The organism is Pantoea sp. LMR881 (assembly GCF_027157825.1).
Taxonomy (GTDB): domain Bacteria; phylum Pseudomonadota; class Gammaproteobacteria; order Enterobacterales; family Enterobacteriaceae; genus Pantoea; species Pantoea haifensis.
This window is the reverse complement of the sequence record NZ_JAPVOK010000002.1, coordinates 207,914-234,592: the sequence shown is the minus strand read 5'-3', so window position 1 is coordinate 234,592 and position 26,679 is coordinate 207,914. Positions and strand designations below refer to the sequence as shown.

The following is a 26,679-nucleotide window of genomic DNA, read 5'->3' as shown; positions in this document are numbered from 1 at the left end:
TCATGAATGCCAGGCTTTACGCAGTGATCCTTTGGTTATTTAAAACAGATGAGGAGTAAATATGTCCAGATTTAAAGGGAAAGTGGTTGTGGTGACCGGTGCGGGTTCAGGCATTGGCGAAGCAGCTGCTAAACGCTTTGCCGAAGAAGGCGCATCTGTTGTTTTGATCGGCCGTACCAAGGAAAAACTTGAAACCACATTAGCTACCCTGCCCCAGGGCGAGCATCTGGTCGTGCCTTGCGACGTTGCAGAGGCAGAACAGGTCAAAAACCTGGCGAATAATGTGTTAGCTAAATATGGTCGTGTCGATGTGCTGGTGAATAATGCTGGCGTGGTTGTTCAGGGTCGTATTCATGAGATCGAACTCAATGACTGGAAAAAACTGATGAGCGTCGATTTGGATGGCGTATTTCACTGCGTTCATTACTTTATGCCCGCATTGCTAAAAACCAAAGGTAACGTTATTAATATTTCGTCAGTATCAGGACTTGGCGGTGACTGGGGAATGAGCGTTTATAACGCGGCAAAAGGTGCTGTCACCAATTTTACCCGTTCGTTGGCAATGGATTATGGTGCTGATGGCGTGCGCGTGAATGCTATATGTCCCGGTTTTACCTTGACTGATTTAACTGAAGATATGAAAAACGATCAACAACTGCTCGACAAATTCTATGATCGTATCCCGTTAAGACGTGCTGGCGAGCCTGAAGATATTGCCAGTGCCATTGCCTTTATCGCCAGCGATGACGCCCGCTATATCACAGGCGTTAATCTTCCGGTTGATGGCGGTATTACCGCTTCAAATGGACAGCCAAAACAGGCGTAATTAGGTTGGCGGTACATTCAGTGCCGCCCTTAATCACTATCAGCAAGAGCAATAAAAAGCCCAACCTGTCAGTCTGTAAACCTGCAGCGTCTTTTGTTGATTCTCTGTCCGACAGTGATTAACGCCGTTAAATCTACAGCGTTAATGATCGCTGTCAAAGTTAAAAGCGTCATGACACTTCACTCTGTTCTTTTTAGCCCAACCTGCTTAAAGAACCTGTAAATAAATGAGCGATATTTTCTTAAAAAAGCATTTATGTGAGTGCCTGCGTAGAGAAGTCATGATGAGCAACAAACCCTTCTCATGGTTCAGGACTATACATAAAGCTGTGAAGTGTCCTGAAAGGACATTCTATTTTTGGTGGCGAATCGCTTCTTATTTATACCGAAGTAAAAAACGCCCAGGAAAATATCTTGCAAGAAAAATAAATCGTCACCTTATCAGAAATTACCACACTGAAATTCAGTTGTCTGCGCACATTGGCCCTGGATTAAAAATTACGCATTTCTTATCGGTGGTTATTAACGGCAGCGCCGTTATAGGTGAAAACTTTAAAATAAGGCAAAACTGCACCATTGGCCTCAGCGGAGGGGCTGGCAAACCTGGAGTGCCCCCGCCATATATATTGGCGATAATGTTGATATAGGTGCAAACAGCTGCGTAATTGGTAATAACTTAACGATAGGAAATAACGTGACTATTGGCGCTATGACATTTATTAATAAAAACATCCCTGACAATACCGTTGTCTATACTGAAAAAAATCCTTAAAATGCACCTCAGTCAAAAACGTTGAAAGTCATCAACACAGGAACAGCTTTTACTAAAATAAAAAGGACGTTTCGCCTGCTTTCATCACAATAATCCATCACAAGCACCAGCCTGGAATTTTCCCTTACTAAAATCTTGCAGCTTGTGCTTGTTATCTACTTACCAGAGAGGGAAGTTCTGGTTAGCAAATATATCCCTTCTGGTTATGAAGTTTCCTGTCAACGTTAAACATTTGCTCACCTTGTGCCACTGAAGATTTGGCACTAAACCTATAGGTATGGTTTCCAAAAAGGAGGAGAAGCAAATGCAAAAGAAAAAGTGGTTCATTTCTTATGTGGTTAAACAGGACGCACAAGAACCAAAAACGATGCATGCTTTCATAGAAGGGGTTGATGTGGAACAGGAACTTGAAAAACACATTTTTGAAATCAAAGACCTGATGGGCCTTGAAACCGAAGAAATTACCGTGATCTCTGTGAGCCTGGTTTAGGTTAAATCTCCCCTTCTCCCCGCTGCTGCGGGGTTTTTAATGCCCACTGGCACCCTCGCCCTGTACAACCCATCGGTAACAGATCAGGCCAGCATACGTCCGTTGGCCTCAGGTTCAGAGAGAGTGGTTGCTGCCGGATCGGTTGTGATATGCCGTCTTATATTCGATACTTTTTTTTGGACCGGTTAGCCCGGTCAATGACTGTCAGCTAACGTGAAGAGGCGTGATAACGAACGTTAATTCTAACGGGTCGATAGCGGCAAAGGTGAGAGATAAATCGAGGCTGCTAAACACTCAGGCACTCTCGTCAGGAGTGTACAGAATGACAGCGTGGCCTAACCCATTCATTATGCAAAATTCAGATCCTTTTATTTTGCGTACCGAACAACATTACTATTTCACCGCATCGATCCCGGAATATAACCGTCTGGAAATTCGACGCGCGGATACGCTGATGGGCCTTCGTGAGGCAAAACCTGTTACAGTCTGGCGTAAACCGGACAGGGGTCCCTACAGCCAACTCATCTGGGCACCAGAACTACACCGTTTTGGTGAGCAATGGGTGATTTATTTTGCTGCCGCCCCTGCCTGCGGTTACATCAATGGTTTATTCCAGCATCGTATGTATGCACTGGTCTGCGATGACGACGATCCCTTAACCGGATACTGGCAGGCCTGCCGCCGGATTTTTACCCCTTATGATACCTTTTCCCTGGATGGCTCTCATTTTGTTCATCAGGGCAAACACTGGTATCTGTGGGCGCAGAAAGATCCTTTTGTCGCGGCTAATACCTGTATTTATCTGGCTGAACTGGAGAAGAATCCCTGGACGCTCAAGGGCCAGACTGTGATGATTAGCCAACCCGAGCTGGCATGGGAAAATGCAGAGGTGGGGGTTAATGAAGCGCCAGCGGCATTGCTCTATGGAGATCGCCTGTTTGTTTCTTATTCCGCCGGCGCCACTGATGAAAATTACTGCATGGGCCTGTTGTGGATTGATAAAGATGCCGATCTGCTACAGCGCAGCAACTGGCAAAAATCGCCCTGTCCGGTATTCAGCACCTCTGTAGAAAACAAGCAGTTCGGCCCAGGACATAACGGTTTTACCCTGGATGAGCATGGCCGGCACGTGATGGTCTATCATACGCGCAACCATACCGGGAGAAGAGGCGATGGGGTCTGGGATCCGAGTCGCCATACCCGTCTGAAATATTTCCACTGGCGCGACGACGGTATGCCCGATTTCGGTGTCCCACCTGCTCAAAACCTGTATAGCGGGCCGTAATGCGCCGGTGATCAGCCGCAGCAGGCATAATATCTCCGATAGCAGAAAGGTGCAGACTGGATATTAAGCCTGTTCATTAACAGAGATATCGCCGTTTCCGATAGCGGTAAACAAACAATTGCCAATGCTATTTTCCTTGTGAACAGGCGCTAATCCGTGGAGTAACGGTCTTATTCTTTTGCGGCAATCTTCAGCGTTTTAGCTTCCACAAGAATCAAGGGACACTTCCTCACCTTACATGCTTGCGAGTATGCCAGTTCACAGACTTCACAGAGATCTCTTACGTCTGATTCATATTCGTACTCCATGTAATAACGGAACTTTCCATCATGAGGTTCTGTTCTCCAGAATCTTTGCGGCTCCAGAATCTCATCAAGTTGCCTGAAAGTCAGGCCTGTAGGGTTATGAAAACCCACTTTTACGCGGTATGTAGTCATGCGCAGATTATTTCCATAATGGAAGGTTACTCGCCAGCCGGTATTGTTTCTCATTGGGATAGGAGAAACCTAATCAGCCGCCATGATGAAAAATTAAACGCAACAGAGTGGCTCCTTACAGTACGGATTGCTTAAGCTCATTGGTGCATTCACACTCGCAGGCTTCGTTGGCGGAATTAAGGTTGTCTCCTCGTCCGCATCGACTTTGAATGGCGCACCGCGAAACAAAGCAGGCACCAGGCGATCTTTCCAGCTCATGAGCTCTTAAGGCAATAAAAAACCCGCCAGAGCGGGTCGGTTTATTTTTTCTAAAAAATAAATTAATCAGGTAATACGACATTACATAAGATTTTTTGAACGCCAGACATTCCGTTTTTGTTCACACCTGCTTTTACCTTGCCGCTTTTCATAACAGTAAGGAAAAATTGACCATCTGGCATAGTGGACCCAGATTTATATCCAGCAATAATATCAGACGAAAAGCCGTTGTGCCTGAACGGTGAGGCAATCCAGTTAAGCCTTGCGTCCGGACCTTTATTAGCCCTGAAAACGAAAGCTCCCGAACTTTTGCCGACATCGTAGGTTGCTGTGACAATAAGGATTGTGCTGCTCGCCGATGGGGCTGGGCATTCAATTATTATCTGTTTACTGAACTGTCCATCCCCATCCGCCGCTCTCTTTACTTTATTAAAAAGTTAGCTGTGAATGGGTTATCTTTTGCATGCGCTGAAAAACCTAATGCAGAGATGGCTCATGCTGCCAATACTTTTTATATTCCACCACCAAAATCAGGGTTATCCCCGCTGATCATTTTACATACAAATACGAGTGGCACGATGCGTTATTTCCACTGAAGCGGTTACACAGTAAAACACTCTGCGAACTGCGATTTATTTAACAGCCATCGCCCCTCCGTCCGCTGGGGAAGCAGATCGCACTTTACTGACGCAAAACAGCTCTCTCACTTTCCAGGTAAAAATGAAAAAAATATTTATCTATGGTTCTTGTTTTGCCCGTGCTGTTGCGCTGCCAGTTTGATAGCAGGTGGTCAGTACATTAGCCGTTTCGTAAAAAAGCCCGCTCAATGGCGAGCCTCATAAGGTTTGTAGTAAATTTCGTGTGATTCTCATGCAGCCACACTAAAACCACTTACAAAACAGACGCATAAAAAAAGACCGAATACGATTCCTATATTCGGTCCAGGGAAATGGCTCTCAAGGAGCCGTGCGCTAAAAGTTGGCATTAATGAAGGCAGTTTTGCCTTGCCTGTTAAGATTAGAACAGGGTTGGAGATTTTCCAGCCAACTCGTCTCAGAGCGGATAAAAGCAGAGCAGTTTGTGATCAGGACGGCAGAAATGGTTGAAGCGGGGTGCAGCGTCATGCCACACCCGCCAACGTCTACTTATCGCACAACGCCTGGGTGCGCTCAACGATGGGTTGCAGACTCATCATTTTGCCCGGATTGGCTTTATCTTCACTCTGAATCACGCTGATCGGCTGGGCTTTTACCTGCCCGGCTTTCAGTCGCGCTTCGGCAAGATCGTTAAGCGGATATTGCATCAGCGTACCGGGATTAATAGCAAACAGCGAGCCATCTTTTTCGCAGGTTAGCATCACCTCTTCGCGATTAAAGGGCCACTTATCTTTACCGACTTCGAAGCGGCTGACAGTAATAATTTGGGCCGCCAGCGCCTGACCACATACGGATAATACCAGGATTGCAGGGATCACTTTCTTCAGCAAAATAGCCTACCTTGTACTCATTTACTTTGTTCAAACTCAGGCTGGCGATAGCGTGGCTAACACGCTGACCAGGCCAACCACCCCGCATGCCAGCAATAATTCAAGTTGTGTCATGCGAATAAATTTTTGTTGCGTACCGCTGCCAGCCAGACGGAATCGTGGCACCAGCCAGTAACGATTAAACAGCGCCACCAGCACCATCAGGGCAACCAGTATGACTTTCCACAGCAGCAACCTAATGTAGAAATTATCGCGCCACGTTAAGGGCCAACCCGCAATTAACATGCTGTTGATTAAGCCAGTCAGCAAGGCTAACGCTACGGCTAAATGACCATAGCGGGAAAAACGCATCATGGTGCGAATGGCGTCGGTTCGCCGTTCAATCTGCCGCGCTTCCTGCATCAACAGCAGCAACGGCACTAATCCGCCTGCCCAGAAAGAGGACGTGATAAGGTGCAACGCGTGATTACTTTGCTGCAGCAATCCTGATACGCCGGTATGCATCGCGGCATGACCGGTGAATGCCAGGCAAAACAATTGCAACAGTGCAAACACAAGCAATGCTTGCTGGCGTAATCTGCCTGTTAACTGCCACGCCACCACTGCGCCCAGTGCAAACCCAATTTCCCATTGCCATACTGCGCCGAACCGGGTGTTAAGCACCGCCAGCCAGACCGTGGTGTCACTGAGATTGTGCCAGTCGCCACTCATCAAAACGTTTTGCGCAGCTAACATCACCAACGCGCTTAACAATGCCAGCCAGCTGCTGAACAGCATCAGGGGGTGCAACGTAGCGGCCAGTGCCTGACGATAACGTGCAGGTGCCAGCAATGCGGTGTAAAATGCGCTTCCGGTAAGCGCCATTACAGCGACAAAGTGCAGCAGGCGTAGCAGGATCCACAGCGTCGTCACGTTATTTCACGTTGAAGCGATAGCTTCCTTTCGTTTTATGGCCATCAACTGACAGCACATGCCAGTTAACCTGATAGCTGCCTGTGGCTAGCGGTTGAGCCAAATTCACAATCAACTTACTGTGCTGTTTACTGTCCAGAATGGCTTTATCACTCGCTACCGTTTTTTGCTGCGCATCTACAATCTCTACCCCGCTGAATGCCGCTTCGACATCTTCTGTGAAGGTCAGCGTCAACGACGTCTGCGGCTGCATTACGTCCGCTTTCGCGGCTGGCTCAGATGAGCGAAGATGCGCATGGGCGCTGGCGAAGGGACTGAAAAACGCACCCGCAAACACCAGGGAAATTACCGCACCTGAAATAAGGGTTTTCTGCATGAGATCATCCTGTTAACAACAGCAAATAGTGCAAATGTGGCGCAAGGATACGCTGCTGTTTTTAAGGTGTCGAGACCAGCGGTGCGATCCTTTACCCTTGATTCAGGCCGGGGAAAACATTACTTTTGCCCGATAACATCAGGAGAACACCATGAGTCATAACCTTGCTCTTCTGTCGCAGGAAGAAAAAGACAAAGTGAATGTTGATTTGGCCGCAGCGGGCGTTGCGTTTAAAGAACGTTATAACATGCCTGTGATCCCGGAAATGGTGGTCAGTGAACAGCCAGAAGCTCTGCGCGACTGGTTCCGTCAGCGTTTAATGCATTATCGTCAGGCGTCGCTTGGGTTCTCGCGCCTGCCTTACGAACCGAAGCAGAAATCATAATGTTACGAGTTATTGATACCGAAACCTGCGGCTTGCAGGGCGGCGTGGTTGAGGTCGCGTCAGTCGACGTGATTGACGGGCAGATCGTGAATCCAATGAGCGATCTGATTTTACCTGACCGCCCTATCAGCCGTCAGGCGATGGCAGTGCATCGTATCACTGAGGCCATGGTGCGCGGTAAACCCACCATTGAACAGGCAATTGAACGCTATCATGGCAGCGCCTTCTATGTGGCACACAATGCCAGTTTTGATCGTCGCATGTTACCGGAGATGCATGGCGAGTGGATTTGTACCATGACGTTAGCGCGTCAACTCTGGCCCGGAATCAAATATGGCAACCAGGCGCTACGCCACAGCCTTAAGCTTGACGTCACACCGCCTGAGGATTTACATGCCCACCGCGCGCTCTACGACTGCTACGTGACCGCCGCGCTGTTGTTGCGCATTATGGAAACCTCAGGCTGGGATGCCGCACAGATGATGCAACGTTGCCAGCCCGCCACGCCACAAGATGATGTGCTGCCTTTTGGTAAATATCGTGGTCAGCCTGTGGCTGCGATCGCCCGTAAGGATCCGGGCTATTTAAAGTGGATGCTGGATAACGTGAAGGATTTGCGCCCACCTCTGCGGCAGGCGCTGCGTAAATATCTCAGCCAGACTCAGTAATCGTGGGCGGGGGTAACGTGCCCTGCGCCAACGCAATCAGAAACGTTAGCTCCATCGCCACCCCTTCATACGCTTTATAACGGCCCGATTTACCGCCGTGACCTGAGTCCATATCGGTACAAAGCAGTAACAGGTTATTGTCAGTTTTCAGTTCCCTCAGCTTCGCAACCCATTTTGCGGGTTCCCAGTATTGCACCTGTGAATCGTGCAGACCGGTAGTCACCAGCAGATGCGGATACGCTTTTGCCTCGACATTATCGTAGGGACTGTATTGGCGGATATAGCGGTAATACTCCTCATCATGAGGATTACCCCATTCGTCATATTCTCCCGTGGTGAGCGGGATGGTTTCATCGAGCATGGTGGTAACAACATCCACAAAAGGCACCTGGGCAATAACGCCGTAGAAACGTTGCGGCGCCCTGTTAATCACCCCGCCCATCAGTAATCCCCCTGCACTGCCGCCCATGGCAAATAAACGTTCAGGATGACCGAAACCGCGTTTAACCAGCGCATTAGTGACATCAATGAAATCTGTGAAGCTGTTTAGTTTATTGAGCAGTCGGCCGCCATCGTACCACTGCTGGCCCAGCTCCCCGCCGCCTCGCACCTGCACCAGTGCATAGACAAACCCACGATCCAACAGACTTAAGCGACTGACGCTGAAGTCTGCGTCCATACTGCTGCCGTAAGCGCCGTAGCCATAAACCAGCATCGGGTTCTGACCCGGTTGATAATGTTTGCGGTGATACACCAGTGACACAGGGACTTCAGTGCCGTCACTGACTTTGATCCAGTGGTGCTCACTTTTGTAATCATCAGGCTCAAAATTGCCCACAGCACTCTGTTTGAGGATCCGCCGTTCGCCGGTGTCCATATCCAGCTCAAACAGCGTGGTTGGCGTGGTCATTGAAGAGTAGCCATACCGTAGCTTGCTGGTTTTGGGGGTAGGATTATACGCTAACCAGGTCACGTAAGTAGGATCGTCAAAGGCGATGCCGCTGACTTCACCCGAAGCCCAGTTCATCTGACGTAAACTGGTCAGCCCGCGCTGACGCTCCTCGACAACCAGCCAGTCGCGAAAAAGTTGGAAATCTTCCATCACCACATGCTCGCGGGCCGGAATAATTGTCTCCCAGCGCGATTCAGCGAGATAACGAGTACGGTACAGCCCGAAGTTTTTTCCGTCGCGATTGGAGCGAATAAAAAACTCATGATCGTAGTGATCAAGGCTGTATTCATGATCTTTGCGGCGCGGTAAAAATATGTGCGGCTGCGCATCGGGAAAGCCCGCATCAATTAGCTGAATTTCACTGGTTGTGGTGCTGTACAGCGCAATCAGAATAAATTGCTTGGACGTGGTTTTATGCACGCTGAGGTGAAAGGTGTCATCTTTTTCTTCATAAACTAACTGATCGTCCGCTTGTGACGTGCCAAGCTCATGACGCCAGACCTGATAAGACAACAGCGTTTGAGGATGTTTTTGCACGTAATAAACGGTACGTGAGTCGTTTCCCAGGCAAAGCTTGAAGAGGCATTGGTTAACACTTCGGGATACCAGCTGCCGCTGTGCAAATTGCGAAAGCGGATACCGTACTGCCGACGTGATAAAAAATCCTCAGCCAGCGCCATGACATTGTTGTCCGGGCTGATATGCAACGCGCCCATGGTATAAAACTCGCTGTGCGAAGCGCGCTGGTTAGCATCAAGCAGCAGCGTCCACGCATCCTCTTCGCTACTGCCGGCGGGCTGTCGGTAATAAGCAGCATACTCATTTCCGCTCTCATAACGGCTCTGATAGCGATAACCATTTTTCACATAAGGTACAGAATGATCCTGCGACGGCAGCCGATCTACGATTTCTTTAAGGATGCGATCCTGCAGCGGTTGCTGCGAGGCCATGATTTTCCTGCCGTAATTATTTTCGGCACGCAGGTAGTCGAGAACATCGCTGTTTTCTCGTTTGTCATCGCGCAGCCAGTAGTAATTGTCCACGCGCGTTTCACCATGCAGCGACATTTCGTAAGGTATTTTTTTTGCGATGGGTGCTTTCATGACATCCGTCTCCGTGAAAGTAATGATCTGTAAGCGTGGCATCTATAAGAAAAGTTGCCAGGCGTAGCCAGATAAACGGAACGGCAATAAAGGCCACACGTTGTGGCCAGATATTGATTAACCGGCAGGCAGGCGGGCTTTTTCCTCAACAATATTTTTTTGCATATCGTCGCGGACATCCTGTGGGATTTTCAGCGCATCGCCTAATGCGGAAAGGTAACTGCGTTCCATAAAGTGATCGACATCTATTGCTGCACAGCTCAGAAAATAGAGCTCCAGCGCCTCTTCCTCGTTCTTGACATCTTTTGCCAGCCATTGCGGGTCAAGCGGACGGTTCATTGCCTGTTGAATCAGTCGCTCAGCATCCTGACCATAACCGGCCTGATGAATATTCTGTTCAATGGCAGCACGCTCTTGATCGTCAATATGTCCGTCGCTTTTCGCCGCAAAGACCAGCGCAGTGACCAGCCGTTCAGTGCGAAGATCAACCGGCGTTTGCGCCACACCAAACGTTGGTTCATCCTGATGGGTTTCACGCACGCGCTGTTTATATTTATTCCACAACACCGCGCCTGCTGCTGCACCACCGCCAATGATTAACGCTTTGCTGCCATATTTCGTTAACAGGTTACGTGACGACTTACTTGAAATCAGCATGCCTGCCAGGCCACCCAGTGCGCCGGGTGCCAGCATATCACTTAAACCGCCTGAAGATTTTCCGTCACCGCTCTTTTTCGCTAAAACTGACTGAATTTGTTGCAACCAGTTGTTCATCATCCACTCCTGTTGGTTTCGTTAACTCTTCATCCTGCCGAAACAGATGTCAGGAAACGTCAGAGCAGGAAAAGTAAGGAAAAAGCACGCTCCCTACGCGGAATGGTGAGAACGCAAACGTTTTCGTTTATACTGCGCGCGCATTTTGATTGCTTAGGTGAATTTATGACGACTCTGGGAACTGCGCTGCGCCCTGCTGCGACGCGTGTCATGCTGTTAGGCTCAGGCGAACTGGGTAAAGAAGTGGCGCTGGAGTGTCAGCGTCTGGGTGTGGAAGTCATTGCGGTTGATCGTTACGCTGATGCGCCTGCCATGCACGTTGCACATCGTAGCCACGTCATCAATATGCTTGATGGCGATGCGCTGGCCGCATTAATCGCACAGGAAAAACCTGACTATGTGGTGCCTGAAATCGAAGCCATCGCCACAGAAAAACTCATCGAGCTGGAGCAGCAAGGTCAGCGTGTGGTGCCGACCGCGCGCGCTGCGCGTCTGACCATGAACCGTGAAGGTATTCGCCGTCTTGCTGCGGAAACGTTATCGCTGCCAACCTCCAGCTATCGTTTCGCCGACAGCAAAGCCAGTTTCGATGCTGCGGCAGCGGAGATCGGTTTCCCCTGCATTGTTAAGCCGGTAATGAGTTCTTCCGGCAAAGGTCAGAGCTTTATTCGTGAAGCGAGCCAGCTGGATAAAGCCTGGGATTACGCGCAACAGGGCGGCCGCGCAGGTGCCGGGCGCGTTATCGTTGAAGGCGTCGTGACGTTTGACTTTGAAATTACCTTGCTCACCATCAGTGCCGTAGACGGTATTCACTTCTGCGCGCCAATTGGGCATCGTCAGGAAGATGGCGATTATCGCGAATCCTGGCAGCCGCAGCAGATGAGCGATGCAGCCTTACAGCAGGCACAGGATATTGCAGAAAAGGTGGTTAAAGCGTTAGGGGTTACGGCCTGTTTGGCGTGGAGCTGTTTGTGTGTGGTGATGAGGTGATCTTTAGTGAGGTTTCGCCCCGTCCCCATGATACCGGCATGGTGACGCTGATTTCGCAGGATCTCTCTGAATTCGCTCTGCACGTCCGCGCCTTTCTCGGTCTTCCTGTTGGCGGCATTCGTCAGTATGGCCCTTCTGCCTCTGCGGTTATTTTGCCCCAGCTGACCAGCCAGAACCCGCAGTTCGTTAATGTGGAAGCTGCCTTAGGTGCAGGTTTGCAGGTGCGCTTGTTTGGTAAACCAGAGATAGAGGGGCAACGCCGCTTAGGTGTCGCACTGGCCAGCGGCGAAACCACGGACCAGGCAATTGCACGCGCCGTTGCCAGCGCCGCTTCGATAACCGTTCAGGGATAATCCCCATGCGGTGAGCATTTTGCTCACCGCGAATACTCTATTTCGCGCCTTCTACTGCCTCGCACGCCAGTTGTGTAATACGATCCCAGTCGCCCGCTTCCAGCGCATCGTTAGGCACCAGCCACGAACCGCCAATGCACAACACGCTTTTCAGCGCCAGGTAGTCACGATAGTTCGCTGGCGAAATCCCCCGGTTGGGCAGAAGCGAACTTGTGGGAACGGACCGCTAATTGCCTGCAGTGCTTTGACACCGCCGTTGGCTTCTGCCGGGAAGAATTTAAACTCACGCAAGCCGTAATCCATCCCGGTCATGAGTTCAGATACGGTGCTAATGCCAGGAATCAGCGGAACCGGGCCATCCACGGCGGCTTTCAGCAAAGATTCAGTAATGCCAGGGCTGATAATAAACTGGGCGCCCGCTTCGGTCACTTCCTGTAACTGCTGAGTATTAATCACCGTCCCCGCGCCAACAATCGCTTCGGGTACTTCTTTGATCATCGCTCGTAATGCATCCATCGCTACCGGTGTACGCAGCGTCACTTCCAGCACTTTTACCCCACCTGCAACCAGGGCTTTTGCCATGGGTACAGCGTGTTCCAGCTTGTTAACCACAATAACCGGTACCACAGGTCCGGTTTTCAGAATCTGTTCAGCACTCGTTTTCCAGTTTTTCATCACTTCCCCTTGCTTGAGAATGCCGGGCTTAGCGGCCCGACGCGGGAGTTTCGATCCCAATCCTGTAAATCGCGTAACTACCATACATGATCGGCTTAACGATCGTCTATTGAGCAGCGCATTTTTTGAAACGGCAGTTCATTTTTATCATCAGATACGAGATACAAAAAGGCCCGCACGCGGCGGGCCAATTCAGTCAGTTACTCAAACTCATTCCAGGAGCGTCCGTCACGGGTGATCATCGCCACGGAGGCCACCGGTCCCCAGGTGCCCGCCTGATACGGTTTAGAAGAGTCACCGTCAGCCGCCCATGCATTAATGATGGAATCAACATAGGTCCATGCAGCTTCCACTTCATCACGACGCACAAACAGGGCCTGAATGCCGCGCATGGTTTCCAGCAGCAGACGTTCATAGGCATCTGCCAGGTGAGACTGATTAAAGGTTTCTGAATAGCTCAGATCCAGCTTGGTGGTCTGCAGCTTATGTTTGTGATCCAGGCCCGGCACTTTATTCAGAATTTCAATATCAACACCTTCATCCGGCTGCAAACGGATCGTCAGCTTGTTCTGCGGCAACTCGGAATAGGAGTCTTTAAACAGGTTCATCTCAGGATTTTTGAAATAAACCACGACTTCTGAACACTTGGTTGGCAGACGTTTACCGGTACGCAGATAGAACGGCACACCCGCCCAGCGCCAGTTGTCGATATCGACGCGAATAGCCACGAAGGTCTCAGTGGAGCTGCTTTTATTCGCGCCCTCTTCTTCCAGGTAACCTGGTACTTTTTTGCCCTGCACAAAGCCTGCGGTGTACTGACCACGCACGGTTTTATCGCGCACATTGGTTTGGTCAATGCGGCGCAGCGAGCGCAAGACTTTTACTTTTTCGTCACGAATGCTGTCTGCACTGAGATCAGAGGGCGGCGACATCGCAATCATGGTGAGGATTTGCAGCAGATGGTTCTGGATCATATCGCGCATTTGACCCGCTTTATCGAAGTAACCCCAGCGGCCTTCAATACCCACCTCTTCCGCAACCGTGATCTGCACATGGTCAATGGTGCGGTTATCCCAGTTGTTAACAAAAATGGAGTTGGCGAAGCGCAGCGCCAGCAGATTCAATACCGTTTCTTTGCCGAGATAATGGTCGATACGGAAAACCTGGCTCTCTTCGAAGTATTCACCCACGCTGTCATTGATTTCCTGCGAGGTTTCCAGCGAGGTTCCGAGCGGTTTTTCCATCACGACGCGCGCTGGTTTGGCGTTGAGCTTCGCAGTCCCCAGGCCCTGACAGATGGCACCAAAGGTGCTGGGCGGCATGGCAAAATAATTAATTGTTGTGCGGCTTTTTTGATCGAGCATTTTGCCCAGTTTAGGAAAATGCGACGTGTCATTAACATCGAGGTTGCAGAAGTCGAGACGGCTGCTGAGCTTATCCCACAGTGCTTCGTCAATCTTCTCCTTCATGAAGGTTTCCAGTGCTTCACGGACAACTTTGGTGTAAGCCTCTTTATCCCATTCCGCGCGGCCTACACCAATAATGCGGGTCTCTTCATGAATCTGACCTGCTTTTTCCAACTGATACAGTGAAGGCAACAGTTTCCGGCGTGCAAGATCGCCTTTGGCACCGAAAATAACCAGATCGCATGCCTGGGCTGTTTGTGTTACCGCCATTTTCCTCTCCTCGTTGCAGGATATAGGCCCGGTGGCGATGCGTCCTCAGCAACCGGGTCCATGTTGTAATTTTCTTTCAGCACAATGTACTTTTTTCGCCGAGTCAGGTAAACCGACTCGCTGTGGTCGTCAAAAGTTACTCTGTACTGGATTGCGGCTTCGCGTGTAGTGACGCGTGCGATTTCCGCTCTCTTTTATGTGTCAGATATTGTCTGGCATAGCCCCAATACGGGGTAAATTATGTCAAAAAAAACCGTGTCGAACTTATCCGACATTGCGCGTTGCGCTCGTTAACGCAGGATAATCGCTGTTAATTATGTCGGGCGACAGCAATAATTGAAATCGATAAAAGTGATAACGGTCATCAGGTTATGGACATGCTGGAAAAAATTCAGGCGCAGCTGGCTGCGTTAAGTAAATCTGAACGCAAAGTGGCTGAGCAAATTCTTGCTGCGCCGCAGGAAGCCATTCATTCCAGCATTGCCACCCTGGCCCGTGCGGCTGGCGTAAGCGAACCCACCGTGAATCGCTTTTGTCATCACTTAGGCACGCGCGGCTTCCCTGATTTTAAACTGCATCTGGCGCAAAGTCTGGCTAAAGGTAATAGTTGGGTCAGCCGCGATGTTGAAGAGAATGACAATGTTGAAAGCTACAGCAATAAAATTTTTGATTCTGCCCTTGCTGGCCTGCAACGGGTTAAAAATCAACTGAATTACAGCGTCATTCAGCAAGCCGTTGTCTGTTTAAGTCAGGCGCATAAGGTGGCGTTCTTCGGCCTCGGCACCTCGGCCGTGGTTGCGCATGACGCCTTTAATAAATTCTTTCGCTTTAATCTCCCCGTCATCTGGTCAGACGATATTGTGATCCAGCGCATGAGTTGCATAAATAGTAGCGCCCATGACGTTTTTGTTATCATTTCACATACAGGGCGCACCAAAAATATGGTAGAACTGGCTCGCCTGGCCCGTGTAAACGGTTCCACCGTCATTGCCATTACGTCTCCCGATTCACCCCTTGCCGAAGCGGCTACGCTGGCTTTGGCACTTGATGTGCCGGAAGATACCGATGTCTACTTGCCGATGGTATCGCGCCTGGCACAGTTAACCGTGATCGATGTTTTAGCCACCGGGTTCACCCTTGAGCGGGGTACACCGTTTCGTGAAAATCTGAAGCGGGTCAAAGCGGCGTTAAAGAGTCGCGTTATGAAAAGCCAGTTTTGCTTTATCACAACGCTCCGAAAAAAATTAACATCACATTTACAATGTGAGTCGTATCACACGCCATCAATCAGATAGAATAGATGACCACACCGTGTCCAAAAGAAGGGACACGCTAATTTGTTAACGGAGTCCTTCATGTCAAGACGTCTCAGAAGAACCAAGATCGTAACAACCCTCGGCCCAGCGACTGATCGCGATAATAACCTCGAAAAAATCATCGCTGCCGGCGCGAATGTTGTGCGACTCAACTTCTCCCACGGCACGCCAGAAGATCACCAAATGCGTGCTGATAAAGTCCGTGAAATTGCCGCTAAACTTGGCCGCCACGTTGCCATTCTGGGCGATCTGCAAGGACCAAAAATTCGCGTATCAACCTTTAAAGAAGGCAAAGTTTTTCTCAATATTGGTGACCGCTTCCTGCTTGACGCCAGTCTGGGTAAAGGCGAAGGCGACAAAGAGCGTGTCGGCATTGACTATAAAGGCCTGCCTGCTGACGTTGTACCCGGCGATATCCTGCTGCTGGATGATGGCCGTGTGCAGCTAAAAGTGCTTGAAGTTCAGGGTATGAAAGTCTTCACCGAAGTTACGGTGGGCGGCCCGCTGTCGAACAACAAAGGCATCAACAAACTGGGCGGCGGTTTATCCGCAGAAGCACTCACTGAAAAAGATAAAGCGGACATCATCACCGCAGCCAAAATCAATGTCGATTATCTGGCCGTCTCCTTTCCTCGCTGCGGGGAAGATATGAATTACGCGCGCCGCCTGGCACGTGACGCAGGTTGTGAAGCGAAACTGGTTGCCAAGGTAGAACGTGCCGAAGCGGTAGCCACGCAGGAAGCGATGGATGACATCATTCTGGCCTCAGACGTGGTCATGGTGGCGCGTGGCGATCTCGGTGTGGAAATCGGCGATCCAGAACTGGTCGGCATTCAAAAAACGTTGATTCGTCGTGCGCGTCAGTTGAACCGCACCATTATCACTGCAACGCAGATGATGGAGTCGATGATCACTAATCCTATGCCAACACGTGCTGAGGTGATGGATGTCGCAAACGCCGTGCTGGATGGTACCGATGCCGTGATGTTATCGGCTGAAACGGCTGCGGGCCAGTATCCGGCTGAAACCGTTTCCGCGATGGCAAAAGTCTGTTTAGGGGCAGAAAAGATCCCGAGCGTGAATGTGTCAAAACACCGCCTGGACGTGCAGTTCGACAACATTGAAGAAGCCATCGCGATGTCTTCCATGTATACGGCGAACCATCTTCAGGGCGTGACGGCAATTATCACCATGACAGAATCTGGCCGCACGCCGCTAATGACTTCGCGCATTACTTCAGGTCTGCCGATCTTTGCAATGTCACGCCACGAGCGTACCCTGAACTTAACGGCATTATACCGCGGCGTCACGCCCGTGTTTTTTGACAGTAACAATGAAGGTGTTGCCGCTGCACATGATGCTGTTAATCTGCTGCGCGATAAAGGATTCCTCGTTTCGGGCGATCTGGTTATCGTGACGCAGGGAGATGTGATGGGCACGACCGGCACCACTAACACCAGCCGCGTTCTGCGCGTGGATTAATCCCCCCACACCTTTCACAACTGTACTACGCTGAATAACGCGACTGCCTGGCAGTCGCGTTTTATTTTTTACAAGGAGGTCCGATGGCCCGTTTTCAACCCATCAGCCAACTTAACGGTCGCATTTTACTGTTTCCGCTGGCGCTGGTGCTGTTTGAATTTGCCACTTACATTGCACACGACATGATCCAGCCCGGCATGTTGATCGTCACGAATGAATTTGAGGTTGGCCCGGAATGGGTTTCTACGTCACTAACAGCCTATCTGCTTGGCGGCGTGGTGCTGCAGTGGCTGCTTGGCCCACTTTCCGATAAGTTTGGTCGCCGCCCGGTCATGCTATTCGGGATTCTGTTTTTTGCCACTGCCTGCATCCTGACAACCTGGGTCAACAGCATTGAACAGTTTGTTGGATTGCGCTTTGTACAGGGCATCAGTTTGTGCTTTATCGGTGCGGTCGGCTATGCCGCTATTCAGGAGGCTTTTGATGAGGCTCTGGCGGTACGCATGATGGCGCTGATGGCGAATGTCGCGCTGTTAGCGCCGCTGGCGGGGCCTTTAGCGGGTGCAGCCTGGCTCACCGTCGGCAGCTGGCGCAGCATGTTCTGGCTGTTTGCCGCCTGTAGCGCGCTGGCGTTTATTGTACTCTGGCAGGTGATGCCAGAAACGGCGGGCGATCGCAGCCATTCCGTCGCGCTGCCCAATCTGGCACGCAGCTATACCCGGCTGGCAAAGGATCGCCAGGTGATGTACGGCTCGTTTGCCATTGGCCTGGTGTTTATTCCAATACTGACCTGGGTTGCCCTGTCGCCCGTCATTTTGATGCATGACGAAGGGTTGTCGCGCCTGCATTATGCTTTGCTGCAATTGCCGGTATTTCTGGCGATGATCGCAGGCAACCTGACGCTGAGTAAACTGGCGGGGCGAGTCCCCATTGAACAGCCAGTCAAATTTGCCGCCTGGCCAATTTTGCTTGGCTTAAGCGTTGCCTTACTGGCGAATGTGCTTAACAGCCACAGCTATTTGTTTCTCACGGCAGGATTAAGTCTTTACGCCTTTGGTGCAGGTATGGTGAATGCCGGACTGTATCGCCTGACCCTTTACGCCAGTGATGAAGGCAAAGGCAGTGTCGCCGCCATGCTTGGTATGATCAGCATTTTGACGTTAGCCATCGGCATTGAGCTGGCAAAAAGCGGCTATTTCAGCGGCGGTACGCCGTGGTTCAGCCTGATTAATTTCATCAGCGGTCTGTTATGGTTTGGCCTTGTTGTGCTGTTTTTGCGTGAGCGAAAAAAGCGAACACGATTAGCCGCGTTATAAAAAAAGGCCGCAACATGCGGCCTTTTGCTATTTACGTGGGTAAAGATCTTTGCGTTTATAGGGCTCTGTATCGCCCTCTTTTCGCGTCTTGAGCAGTTTCAGGATCCATGTGTACTGTTCAGGATGCGGACGCACAAAAATTTCAACTTCCTCGTTCATACGGCGTGCCAGTTGATGATCGTCCGCGTCGGGCAGGTCATCCATCGGCGGGCGAATATAAATTTCCAGCTTATGCGTTTCACTGTTGTAGACCGGAAACAGCGGTACGACACGAGCACGACACACTTTCATCAACCGCCCGACGGCCGGTAAGGTTGCTTTGTATGTCGCAAAGAAATCCACAAACTCGCTGTGCTCCGCGCCGTGATCCTGATCCGGAAGATAATAGCCCCAGTAGCCCTGTCGCACTGAACTGATGAACGGTTTAATACCGTCGTTGCGAGCATGCAAACGGCCACCGAAACGTCGCCGTACACGGTTCCAGGCATAATCTACTAGCGGATCGCTTTGATTATGAAACATGGCTGCCATCATTTGTCCTTCAGATGCCAGCAGCATGGCAGGAATATCAACCGCCCAACCGTGTGGTACTAAAAAAATGACGTTCTGCTTTTCCGCCTTCATTTGCTCAATGATTTCGCGCCCGTGCCATTCGACGCGCTGACGAACTCGCTCGGGACCCCGTAAGGCCAGTTCGGCCATCATGGTCATCGCTTGTGGTGCGGTGGCAAACATTTTGTCTACAATTTCTGCACGCTGAGCTTCGCTCTGTTCCGGCAAGCAGTAGCAGAGATTGATAAGCGCACGTCGACGCGCCCCTTTCGCCAGTTTTCCGGCAAATTTACCCAGTCTCCCCAAAATGGGATCGCGCACGTTGGCGGGTAACATCGCCATGCCAGCTAAGGCACCTATCGCCAGCCAACTGCCCCAGTATTTAGGTTTAAGAAAGGAACGTTCAAAAACGGGAATAAATTCGATGTTATTTTTTCTACGGGTTTCCATGCACTCGCCTCAATCAATGACGGGCTAATGATAGTGGCGACGTACAAATTTGCAATCATCCCGCACGCGATATAAAAAAACCGACGGTCATCCCGTCGGTTTTCGCCTTAACCTACAGAATCGTTTAGTTAAGCTTCAGTTGCGGTACCCAGGATTTAACCTGCGCCATATATTCGGTACGCGATTTACCGCTCAGCCCTTCCATACGCGGCAATTTCGCCGTTAACGGATTAACTGCCTGATTATTGATCCAGATTTCATAGTGTAAATGCGGCCCGGTGGAGCGACCCGTGTTGCCGGATAGTGCGATACGATCGCCGCGTTTCACTTTTTGGCCTGGCTTCACCAGCACTTTCTTTAAGTGCATGTAACGTGTCATATACTGACGACCATGACGTATCGCCACATAGTTACCGGCTGCACCACCATTTTTCGCGACCACCACTTCGCCATCGCCCACAGCAAGTACCGGCGTGCCAATAGGTAACGCAAAATCGACACCTTTATGAGGGGCGATGCGTCCGGTGACCGGATTGAGTCGGCGCGGGTTAAAGTTCGACGAGACACGGTACTGCTTCACCGTAGGAAAGCGCATGAAACCGCGCGCCAGTCCAGATGCATTACGGTCGTAGAATTTGCCATCTTCAGCGCGGAAAGCGTAATAATCTTTGCCGCCCGAACGGAGGCGCACACCCAGTAACTGGCTTTGTGCGCTCTTTCCATCCAGCATTTCACGCGACATCAGTACGCTGAACTGATCCCCGGCGCGCAGTTTGCGAAAATCCATTTGCCACTGCAAAGCTTTGATAACACTGCTGGTTTCGGCGCTGCTTAAACCAGCACGCTGCGCACTGGCGGCAAAACTGCCCCGCACTTCACCCAGCAAAACGTTATTTTTCCATTCACCCTTTTGCAGTTCCGACTGCATGGTAAAGCCACCTTTATCGGTACGCTCATAATGTCGGGTTTCACGGCGGGAAATTTCCCAGCTTAGCGTTTTTAAGCTGCCATCATCGGCCAGCGTCCAGCTCAGTTGCTGGCCGACCTGCAAATTACGTAGATCGCGATCGCTGCGAACCAGCGCAGCAATATCACCAATATCAATGCCGTACTGATTAAGCGCACTGCTTAAGGTATCGCCGGATGACAAGGTATATTCATGGACGCCACGGGTTTCAGGGACATCTTTATCAATATCGTCTGCGGGCAGTTCTTCTTCCGGCTCCGGTGTACTTTGATCGATAGGCTCACTGGCTTCAGGTAACAGTGTGCGCAATTCGTTTTTATCTAACTCGATGGTTTTGACGATTGGCGTCACATCATCCGTTGGATGGTAAACATAAGGCCGCCAGACAGCGACGGCCAGAGTAATTACAGTTAATGAACCCAGCATTACGCGGTGGGGGCGCGGCAAATTATTAAATGCGAGGGCGACAGAGCGGGCTATCTGCTGCACTTTTACCTATTCCTCTATGCTCCTTTCAGGCAGGCTTCATACTGGCTCGACAGCTGTGAGAGGAATTTCACATAGCTGTCTTTCGATAAGCTGATGTCTGTGCCGAGTGGATCGAGCGTGCCTTTACGCACCGCTGTTCCCCGGGCTACAGCATCGATGACTGCTGGCCTGAATTGTGGCTCAGCAAAGACGCAAACGGCCTTTTGCTCAACCAACTGTGTTCGTATTTGATGTAAACGCTGTGCGCCCGGCTGAATTTCAGGATTTACGGTAAAATGCCCTGTTGGGGAAAGACCATAATGTTTTTCAAAATAGTTGTAAGCGTCGTGAAAAACGAAATACCCTTTATTCCTGACCGGTGCGAGTTGCGCGCTAATGCGTTTGTCCGTGTCCGCCAATTCTGTCTGAAAATGCTGCAGGTTGGCGTCAAGTTTGGCTTTGTCTTGCGGCATAAGTTCCAATAATTTTTCATGGATTGCAACCGCGGTTTGCCTCGCTATCTCAGGGGACAACCATACGTGCATATTAAATTGCCCATGATCGTGATGGTGGTCAAACGCGTCCTGATCTACTGATTCTCGCTGATTATGTTCATGCTCGTCATGATCGTCATCATCTCCTCCAGCGATGAGTAAAGATTTAGCACCCTGTATATCGGCAATTTCGAGATTTTTTTAGCGGGTAATTCAGCCACGGACTTACTCATAAACGCTTCCATGTCTGGCCCAACCCAAACGACTAAGTCTGCGTTTTTTAAGCGTTTTACATCAGATGGACGTAATGAATAATCATGCTCAGAAGCCCCGTCTGGCAATAATACGTCGACCGGTGTGACGCCCTCTGCAATCGCAGCGGCAATAAACCCAACGGGTTTAATCGACGCGACCACATTGGCATGGGCTGGCAGTGTCAGAGAGGCAGCTAAAGACAACGCAGAAAAGGCGAAAACAAGGCCCTTTTTTTTGTGTAACATAATGCGACTTTCCATCGTGAGCAATTGTGTGGATGTGATATTATAACATCCTAATTTCTGTGCAACCTGTAAATACTATGTCCTCACTCGTCACACTTGAAAACATAACGGTTCAATACGACCAGCGCACGGTCTTATCAGGGGTCAGTCTCGCCTTGCAGCCCGGTCGCATCCTTACTCTGCTCGGACCTAACGGCGCAGGTAAATCTACACTGGTGCGGGTGGTATTGGGCCTGCTCTCACCGCAGGGTGGCCGTGTCCAGCGCAGCGCGGGTTTGCGTATCGGATATGTGCCGCAAAAGTTGCATATCGACCCCACTCTGCCGGTCACGGTAGCGCGATTTATGCGTCTGACGCGCGGCAGTAAAGCCGATGAAATTTTGCCTGCCCTGAAACGTGTGCAGGCCGGGCATTTACTTAACGCACCGCTGCAAAAACTTTCGGGCGGTGAAACCCAGCGCGTCTTACTGGCCCGCGCCCTGCTTAATCAGCCGCAGTTGCTGGTGCTTGATGAGCCAACGCAAGGTGTGGACGTCAACGGCCAGGTCGCGCTTTATGATCTTATTGACCAGCTGCGCCATGAATTGAACTGCGGCGTGCTGATGGTTTCACACGATCTGCATTTGGTTATGGCAAAAACTGACGAGGTTTTATGTCTAAACCATCATATTTGTTGCTCAGGCACGCCAGAAGCGGTCTCTCAACATCCTGAATTTATTGCCATGTTTGGGCCACGCGGTGCTCAGCAACTGGCGATTTATCGTCATCATCATAACCATCGTCACGACCTTCAGGGACGTATCGTATTACGCAGAGGACAAGGTCCATCATGATTGAGTTGTTATTACCGGGTTGGTTAGGCGGCGTGATGTTGGCGCTGGCAGCCGGACCGCTGGGATCTTTTGTTGTCTGGCGCAAGATGTCCTATTTTGGCGACACGCTGGCCCATGCGTCACTGCTTGGTGTTGCCTTCGGTTTGTTGCTCAATGTTAATCCTTACTATGCAGTGATTTTAGTCACCGTTTGTCTGGCGCTGGGTTTGGTATGGCTGGAACGTCGGCCACATCTTGCTATTGATACCCTGCTCGGCATTATGGCGCACAGCGCCTTATCCCTCGGGCTGGTTGTCGTGAGCCTGATGTCGAACGTCCGCGTCGATTTAATGGCATATCTGTTTGGCGATCTGCTGGCAGTGACGCCAAACGATCTGTTAACGATGGGTGTCGGTGTGTTAGCGGTATTAGGCGTGATGGCCTGGCAATGGCGTTCGCTGCTGTCGATGACTATTAGCCCGGAACTGGCTCAGGTCGATGGCGTTAACATTCAGCGCACCAGACTGGTATTGATGTTAGTCACCGCCTTAACCATCGGTGTCGCAATGAAGTTTGTTGGCGCGCTGATAATTACTTCGCTGTTGATTATTCCTGCAGCGACTGCACGTCGCTTTGCTCGTTCACCCGAGCAAATGGCAATCATTGCCGTAATTACAGGTATTATTGCGGTGACGGGCGGCCTGACGTTTTCCGCGTTTTATGACACCCCTGCTGGCCCTTCAGTGGTGCTGTGTGCTGCCATTCTGTTTATCTTCAGCATGGTGCGAAAACCCGCCGTGTAGTACTACAGCACTCGGTTTGTGCCGCTATTGCTTCCGGCAGTAGCGGCACTTATCTGTTTTATTCTCCGTGCGTAACACCAAAATGGCGGTAGGCATGTTGCGTCGCCATGCGACCGCGCGGCGTTCGCTGAATGAAGCCTTGCTGAATCAGGAACGGCTCAATGACATCTTCAATGGTTTCGCGCTCTTCACCGATCGCAGCGGCAAGATTATCGAGACCAACCGGGCCACCAGTAAACTTGTCAATGATCGCCAGCAGCAGCTTACGATCCATGTAGTCAAAGCCTTCGCTGTCTACGTTCAGCATATCCAGCGCACTGGAGGAGACTTTCCCGCTTAATTCACCATCGGCGCGTACTTCTGCGTAATCGCGCACACGACGCAGCAGACGGTTAGCGATACGTGGCGTTCCCCGTGAGCGACGGGCAATTTCCAGCGCACCTTCGTCACTCAGCGCCAGCCCCAGGCAGGCAGCACTGCGGCTGACAATGTGCTGCAGATCGTCAACGCGATAAAATTCAAGCCGCTGCACAATGCCAAAGCGATCGCGCAGCGGTGAAGTAAGAGAGCCTGCGCGCGTGGTGGCACCAATCAGGGTAAACGGTGGAAGATCCAGTTTAATTGAGCGCGCTGCCGGGCCTTCACCAATCATAATATCCAGCTGATAATCTTCCATTGCCGGATAAAGCACCTCTTCTACCACAGGTGACAGACGGTGAATTTCATCGATAAACAGCACATCATGAGGTTCAAGGTTGGTCAGCATGGCGGCAAGGTCGCCTGCCTTTTCCAACACCGGGCCTGAAGTGGTGCGTAGATTAACGCCCATTTCATTGGCAACGATGTTTGCCAGCGTCGTTTTACCCAATCCCGGCGGACCGAAAATCAGTAAATGATCGAGCGCATCGCCACGCAGCTGGGCTGCCTTGATGAAAATCTCCATCTGCTCACGCACCTGCGGCTGTCCAACGTATTCTGCCAGCAGCTTAGGGCGAATCGCGCGATCCAGACTCTCTTCTTCATTAACACTGGCGGCAGAGACCAGGCGATCGGCTTCTATCATGAATTACCTCAAATGGCTGCGCGCAGAGCTTCGCGGATAAGGGTTTCGCAATCCGCATCAGGTCGACCAACTTTACTGATCATACGGCTGGCTTCCTGCGGTTTATAACCCAGTGCAACCAGGGCTGCAACCGCTTCGGCTTCCGCATCATTGGTGTCAGGTTCCATGCCTGGCGACGTTAACGTAAAGGCTGAGTCACCGCCAAACAGGTCGCCATGCATACCTTTGAAACGATCTTTCATTTCAACAACCAGACGCTCAGCGGTTTTTTTGCCTACGCCCGGCAATTTGACCAGCACTGCAATTTCTTCTTTTTCTACCGCAGTAACGAACTGCTGTGCCGACATGCCAGAAAGAATCGCTAACGCCAGCTTCGGGCCGACGCCATTAACTTTGATCAGCTCGCGAAACAGCGCGCGCTCTTGTTTACTGTTGAAGCCAAACAGCAATTGCGCATCTTCACGCACCACAAACTGGGTAAAATTACCGCTTCTTCATTGAGTTCAGGCAGTTCGTAAAAACAGGTCATTGGCATGTGAACTTCATAACCAACACCGTTCGCCTCAAGCAGCACCAGCGGTGGCTGTTTTTCCAGAATATTGCCCCGTAGACGACCTATCACCTGAACGCTTCCTTTATAAAAAAACTGTGGCGGATTTTATAACATAAAAAAAGCTGGATGAATATCCAGCCTGATAAGCCTGCGCATCGTCTCGCATTTAGCCCGAACGTAAACGACCACGGGTGAGCACCAGTTTGCTGTCACTCATCCGCGCCGCGTTTTGCGAAACGTGACAATGGGTAATAGCAATGGCCAGCGCATCGGCAGCATCCGCTTGTGGGTTAGCCGCTAATTTCAGTAAGGTGCGAACCATATGCTGCACCTGACTTTTTCCGCACTGCCAATACCTACCACGGTTTGCTTGACCTGACGCGCAGCGTATTCAAACACCGGTAAATCGTGATTAACAGCCGCAACGATAGCTGCACCGCGCGCCTGCCCCAGCTTAAGCGCAGAGTCCGCATTCTTCGCCATAAACACCTGTTCAATGGCGAAATAATCGGGTGAAAACTGAGTAATGATTTCACTGACGCCAGCATAGATTAACTTCAGGCGTGAAGGCAGATCGGCTGTGTTCGTGCGAATACAGCCGCTGCCCAGATAGGTGAGCTGGCGGCCAGTTTGACGGATCACACCATAACCGGTGATTCGCGAACCGGGATCGATACCCAAAATGATCGCCATTATTCGTCTCCGGTTTGGTGTCTGTGGGCTGACGCCATTACAGCGTTTCCGCCACCTCGTCGGAGATCTCACCGTTGTGGTAAACCTCCTGCACATCATCACAATCTTCCAGCATGTCGATCAAACGCAGCAGTTTTGGCGCGGTTTCCGCATCCATTTCAGCTTTGGTTGAAGGGATCATTGAGACTTCGGCGCTGTCTGCCTTAAGGCCTGTCGCTTCTAATGCATCACGCACTGCGCCCATCTCTTCCCATGCGGTGAAGACATCAATTGCGCCATCATCGTAGCTCACGACATCCTCCGCTCCCGCTTCCAGCGCCGCTTCCATCACCTGATCTTCATCCTGACCTGGCGCGTAAGAGATCACCCCTTTTTGCTGAACAGGTAGGCGACGGAGCCGTCAGTGCCCAGGTTACCGCCGGTCTTCGTGAAGGCGTGACGCACTTCGCCCACGGTACGATTGCGGTTATCACTCAGACATTCGATCATGATGGCTGAGCCACCCGGACCGTAGCCTTCATAGATAATGGTTTCCATGTTGGCGTTATCTTCACCCCCACACCACGCGCAATCGCACGATCCATAGTGTCACGCGTCATGTTATTGGACAGGGCTTTATCCATAGCAGCACGCAGACGAGGGTTGGATGTTGGATCACCGCCACCGAGTTTGGCAGCCGTAACCAGCTCACGAATAATTTTGGTGAAGATTTTACCGCGCTTAGCGTCTTGCGCCGCTTTGCGGTGCTTGGTATTAGCCCACTTGCTATGTCCTGCCATCTTACATTTTCTCC

21 protein-coding genes and 7 pseudogenes are annotated in these 26,679 nt (G+C 50.8%); 13 read left to right on the top strand and 15 right to left on the bottom strand.

Features of this window, described 5'->3' with window-relative positions:
- Positions 1 to 61 precede the first annotated feature (61 nt).
- From O3W44_RS02865 to O3W44_RS02845, 4 genes are all read left to right on the top strand, one after another.
- Positions 62 to 826 (top strand): SDR family NAD(P)-dependent oxidoreductase, encoded by a 765-nt coding sequence (locus O3W44_RS02865; protein WP_269291922.1) that lies wholly within the window; start codon positions 62 to 64, stop codon positions 824 to 826.
- 226 nt (positions 827 to 1,052) lie between these two features.
- Positions 1,053 to 1,472: a hypothetical protein gene (locus tag O3W44_RS02860; protein ID WP_269291921.1), complete on the top strand. Its 420-nt coding sequence runs from the start codon at positions 1,053 to 1,055 to the stop codon at positions 1,470 to 1,472.
- A 429-nt stretch (positions 1,473 to 1,901) separates the two neighbouring features.
- The gene (locus tag O3W44_RS02850; protein WP_269291920.1) at positions 1,902 to 2,087 is read left to right on the top strand and encodes a hypothetical protein; all 186 of its coding nucleotides are present in this window, start codon (positions 1,902 to 1,904) and stop codon (positions 2,085 to 2,087) included.
- Positions 2,088 to 2,409: 322 nt separating this feature from the next.
- The gene (locus O3W44_RS02845) at positions 2,410 to 3,372 is read left to right on the top strand and encodes a glycoside hydrolase family 43 protein (RefSeq protein ID WP_269291919.1); all 963 of its coding nucleotides are present in this window, start codon (positions 2,410 to 2,412) and stop codon (positions 3,370 to 3,372) included.
- Positions 3,373 to 3,542: 170 nt separating this feature from the next.
- Here O3W44_RS02845 and O3W44_RS02840 read toward each other — a convergent pair whose 3' ends face one another.
- From O3W44_RS02840 to copC, 4 genes are all read right to left on the bottom strand, one after another.
- Entirely contained in the window at positions 3,543 to 3,809 is a 267-nt protein-coding gene (locus tag O3W44_RS02840; RefSeq protein ID WP_269291918.1) for a hypothetical protein, read from the bottom strand.
- A 1,399-nt stretch (positions 3,810 to 5,208) separates the two neighbouring features.
- A complete protein-coding gene (locus tag O3W44_RS02835; RefSeq protein WP_269294352.1) occupies positions 5,209 to 5,550 on the bottom strand; it encodes a YebY family protein in 342 nt (113 codons plus the stop codon).
- A gap of 39 nt (positions 5,551 to 5,589) precedes the next feature.
- On the bottom strand, positions 5,590 to 6,465 hold the full coding sequence (gene copD / locus O3W44_RS02830; RefSeq protein ID WP_269291917.1) for a copper homeostasis membrane protein CopD: 876 nt from the start codon (positions 6,463 to 6,465) through the stop codon (positions 5,590 to 5,592).
- Between the two features lies 1 nt (position 6,466).
- The gene (gene copC, locus O3W44_RS02825; RefSeq protein ID WP_269291916.1) at positions 6,467 to 6,841 is read right to left on the bottom strand and encodes a copper homeostasis periplasmic binding protein CopC; all 375 of its coding nucleotides are present in this window, start codon (positions 6,839 to 6,841) and stop codon (positions 6,467 to 6,469) included.
- 151 nt (positions 6,842 to 6,992) lie between these two features.
- Here copC and O3W44_RS02820 point away from each other — a divergent pair, with 151 nt between their 5' ends.
- The gene (locus O3W44_RS02820) at positions 6,993 to 7,226 is read left to right on the top strand and encodes a DNA polymerase III subunit theta (protein ID WP_269291915.1); all 234 of its coding nucleotides are present in this window, start codon (positions 6,993 to 6,995) and stop codon (positions 7,224 to 7,226) included.
- Complete coding sequence (exoX, locus tag O3W44_RS02815) at positions 7,226 to 7,894, top strand: exodeoxyribonuclease X (RefSeq protein ID WP_269291914.1); 669 nt, start codon at positions 7,226 to 7,228, stop codon at positions 7,892 to 7,894. The genes O3W44_RS02820 and exoX overlap by 1 nt, the downstream gene beginning before the upstream one ends.
- Here the strand turns inward: exoX and O3W44_RS02810 are convergent.
- Positions 7,878 to 9,949: pseudogene (locus tag O3W44_RS02810) on the bottom strand (prolyl oligopeptidase family serine peptidase). The gene exoX and the pseudogene O3W44_RS02810 sit on opposite strands and share 17 nt — an antisense overlap.
- Positions 9,950 to 10,066: 117 nt before the next feature.
- Entirely contained in the window at positions 10,067 to 10,723 is a 657-nt protein-coding gene (locus tag O3W44_RS02805; protein ID WP_269294351.1) for a tellurite resistance TerB family protein, read from the bottom strand.
- 102 nt (positions 10,724 to 10,825) lie between these two features.
- Here O3W44_RS02805 and purT point away from each other — a divergent pair.
- Both purT and O3W44_RS24880 read left to right on the top strand, forming a co-directional pair.
- A pseudogene (purT, locus tag O3W44_RS02800) lies at positions 10,826 to 11,727 on the top strand (formate-dependent phosphoribosylglycinamide formyltransferase); the annotation flags it as partial.
- A 24-nt stretch (positions 11,728 to 11,751) separates the two neighbouring features.
- Positions 11,752 to 12,066 (top strand): hypothetical protein, encoded by a 315-nt coding sequence (locus tag O3W44_RS24880; protein ID WP_442954657.1) that lies wholly within the window; start codon positions 11,752 to 11,754, stop codon positions 12,064 to 12,066.
- 37 nt (positions 12,067 to 12,103) lie between these two features.
- On the opposite strand, the pseudogene O3W44_RS02795 reads toward O3W44_RS24880, so the two are convergent.
- Positions 12,104 to 12,741, bottom strand: a pseudogene (locus O3W44_RS02795) (bifunctional 4-hydroxy-2-oxoglutarate aldolase/2-dehydro-3-deoxy-phosphogluconate aldolase).
- A gap of 200 nt (positions 12,742 to 12,941) precedes the next feature.
- Complete coding sequence (gene zwf / locus O3W44_RS02790; protein ID WP_269291913.1) at positions 12,942 to 14,417, bottom strand: glucose-6-phosphate dehydrogenase; 1,476 nt, start codon at positions 14,415 to 14,417, stop codon at positions 12,942 to 12,944.
- A gap of 371 nt (positions 14,418 to 14,788) precedes the next feature.
- Between zwf and O3W44_RS02785 the strand changes: the two genes are divergently transcribed.
- From O3W44_RS02785 to O3W44_RS02775, 3 genes are all read left to right on the top strand, one after another.
- The gene (locus O3W44_RS02785; protein WP_269291912.1) at positions 14,789 to 15,712 is read left to right on the top strand and encodes a MurR/RpiR family transcriptional regulator; all 924 of its coding nucleotides are present in this window, start codon (positions 14,789 to 14,791) and stop codon (positions 15,710 to 15,712) included.
- 60 nt (positions 15,713 to 15,772) lie between these two features.
- Positions 15,773 to 17,215 carry a pyruvate kinase gene (gene pyk, locus O3W44_RS02780; protein WP_269291911.1) on the top strand — a complete coding sequence of 481 codons (1,443 nt, stop codon included), beginning with the start codon at positions 15,773 to 15,775 and terminating at the stop codon, positions 17,213 to 17,215.
- 83 nt (positions 17,216 to 17,298) lie between these two features.
- Positions 17,299 to 18,531, top strand: a complete 1,233-nt coding sequence (locus O3W44_RS02775; protein WP_269291910.1) for an MFS transporter — start codon at positions 17,299 to 17,301, stop codon at positions 18,529 to 18,531.
- Between the two features lie 27 nt (positions 18,532 to 18,558).
- Here the strand turns inward: O3W44_RS02775 and lpxM are convergent, their stop codons facing one another.
- From lpxM to znuA, 3 genes and pseudogenes are all read right to left on the bottom strand, one after another.
- Positions 18,559 to 19,533 (bottom strand): lauroyl-Kdo(2)-lipid IV(A) myristoyltransferase, encoded by a 975-nt coding sequence (gene lpxM, locus O3W44_RS02770; protein ID WP_269291909.1) that lies wholly within the window; start codon positions 19,531 to 19,533, stop codon positions 18,559 to 18,561.
- Positions 19,534 to 19,657: 124 nt separating this feature from the next.
- Positions 19,658 to 20,989, bottom strand: coding sequence for a murein DD-endopeptidase MepM (mepM, locus tag O3W44_RS02765; RefSeq protein WP_269291908.1), 1,332 nt, complete (start codon positions 20,987 to 20,989; stop codon positions 19,658 to 19,660).
- 14 nt (positions 20,990 to 21,003) lie between these two features.
- Positions 21,004 to 21,962, bottom strand: a pseudogene (gene znuA / locus O3W44_RS02760) (zinc ABC transporter substrate-binding protein ZnuA).
- A 77-nt stretch (positions 21,963 to 22,039) separates the two neighbouring features.
- Between znuA and znuC the strand changes: the two are divergent.
- Together znuC and znuB are read left to right on the top strand one after the other, a co-directional pair.
- Positions 22,040 to 22,795, top strand: coding sequence for a zinc ABC transporter ATP-binding protein ZnuC (gene znuC / locus O3W44_RS02755; RefSeq protein WP_269291907.1), 756 nt, complete (start codon positions 22,040 to 22,042; stop codon positions 22,793 to 22,795).
- The gene (gene znuB, locus O3W44_RS02750; RefSeq protein ID WP_269291906.1) at positions 22,792 to 23,577 is read left to right on the top strand and encodes a zinc ABC transporter permease subunit ZnuB; all 786 of its coding nucleotides are present in this window, start codon (positions 22,792 to 22,794) and stop codon (positions 23,575 to 23,577) included. The genes znuC and znuB overlap by 4 nt, the downstream gene beginning before the upstream one ends.
- Before the next feature lie 58 nt (positions 23,578 to 23,635).
- Here znuB and ruvB read toward each other — a convergent pair whose 3' ends face one another.
- The 4 genes and pseudogenes from ruvB to O3W44_RS02730 form a co-directional block, all read right to left on the bottom strand.
- Positions 23,636 to 24,640 carry a Holliday junction branch migration DNA helicase RuvB gene (gene ruvB / locus O3W44_RS02745; protein WP_269291905.1) on the bottom strand — a complete coding sequence of 335 codons (1,005 nt, stop codon included), beginning with the start codon at positions 24,638 to 24,640 and terminating at the stop codon, positions 23,636 to 23,638.
- A gap of 8 nt (positions 24,641 to 24,648) precedes the next feature.
- Positions 24,649 to 25,262, bottom strand: a pseudogene (gene ruvA / locus O3W44_RS02740) (Holliday junction branch migration protein RuvA).
- A 97-nt stretch (positions 25,263 to 25,359) separates the two neighbouring features.
- A pseudogene (ruvC, locus tag O3W44_RS02735) lies at positions 25,360 to 25,886 on the bottom strand (crossover junction endodeoxyribonuclease RuvC).
- A gap of 37 nt (positions 25,887 to 25,923) precedes the next feature.
- Positions 25,924 to 26,665: pseudogene (locus tag O3W44_RS02730) on the bottom strand (YebC/PmpR family DNA-binding transcriptional regulator).
- Between the last annotated feature and the right edge of the window lie 14 nt (positions 26,666 to 26,679).

Coding starts and splice junctions, on each gene's coding strand:
- ruvB (WP_269291905.1), bottom strand. CDS start 24,640: ATGATAGAAGCCGATCGCCTGGTCTCTGCCGCCAGTGTTAATGAAGAA.
- lpxM (WP_269291909.1), bottom strand. CDS start 19,533: ATGGAAACCCGTAGAAAAAATAACATCGAATTTATTCCCGTTTTTGAA.
- O3W44_RS02845 (WP_269291919.1), top strand. CDS start 2,410: ATGACAGCGTGGCCTAACCCATTCATTATGCAAAATTCAGATCCTTTT.
- O3W44_RS02775 (WP_269291910.1), top strand. CDS start 17,299: ATGGCCCGTTTTCAACCCATCAGCCAACTTAACGGTCGCATTTTACTG.
- O3W44_RS02840 (WP_269291918.1), bottom strand. CDS start 3,809: ATGACTACATACCGCGTAAAAGTGGGTTTTCATAACCCTACAGGCCTG.
- O3W44_RS02820 (WP_269291915.1), top strand. CDS start 6,993: ATGAGTCATAACCTTGCTCTTCTGTCGCAGGAAGAAAAAGACAAAGTG.
- O3W44_RS02805 (WP_269294351.1), bottom strand. CDS start 10,723: ATGAACAACTGGTTGCAACAAATTCAGTCAGTTTTAGCGAAAAAGAGC.
- znuC (WP_269291907.1), top strand. CDS start 22,040: ATGTCCTCACTCGTCACACTTGAAAACATAACGGTTCAATACGACCAG.
- zwf (WP_269291913.1), bottom strand. CDS start 14,417: ATGGCGGTAACACAAACAGCCCAGGCATGCGATCTGGTTATTTTCGGT.
- copC (WP_269291916.1), bottom strand. CDS start 6,841: ATGCAGAAAACCCTTATTTCAGGTGCGGTAATTTCCCTGGTGTTTGCG.
- O3W44_RS02860 (WP_269291921.1), top strand. CDS start 1,053: ATGAGCGATATTTTCTTAAAAAAGCATTTATGTGAGTGCCTGCGTAGA.
- O3W44_RS02865 (WP_269291922.1), top strand. CDS start 62: ATGTCCAGATTTAAAGGGAAAGTGGTTGTGGTGACCGGTGCGGGTTCA.
- O3W44_RS02785 (WP_269291912.1), top strand. CDS start 14,789: ATGGACATGCTGGAAAAAATTCAGGCGCAGCTGGCTGCGTTAAGTAAA.
- znuB (WP_269291906.1), top strand. CDS start 22,792: ATGATTGAGTTGTTATTACCGGGTTGGTTAGGCGGCGTGATGTTGGCG.
- pyk (WP_269291911.1), top strand. CDS start 15,773: ATGTCAAGACGTCTCAGAAGAACCAAGATCGTAACAACCCTCGGCCCA.
- exoX (WP_269291914.1), top strand. CDS start 7,226: ATGTTACGAGTTATTGATACCGAAACCTGCGGCTTGCAGGGCGGCGTG.
- O3W44_RS02850 (WP_269291920.1), top strand. CDS start 1,902: ATGCAAAAGAAAAAGTGGTTCATTTCTTATGTGGTTAAACAGGACGCA.
- O3W44_RS24880 (WP_442954657.1), top strand. CDS start 11,752: ATGGTGACGCTGATTTCGCAGGATCTCTCTGAATTCGCTCTGCACGTC.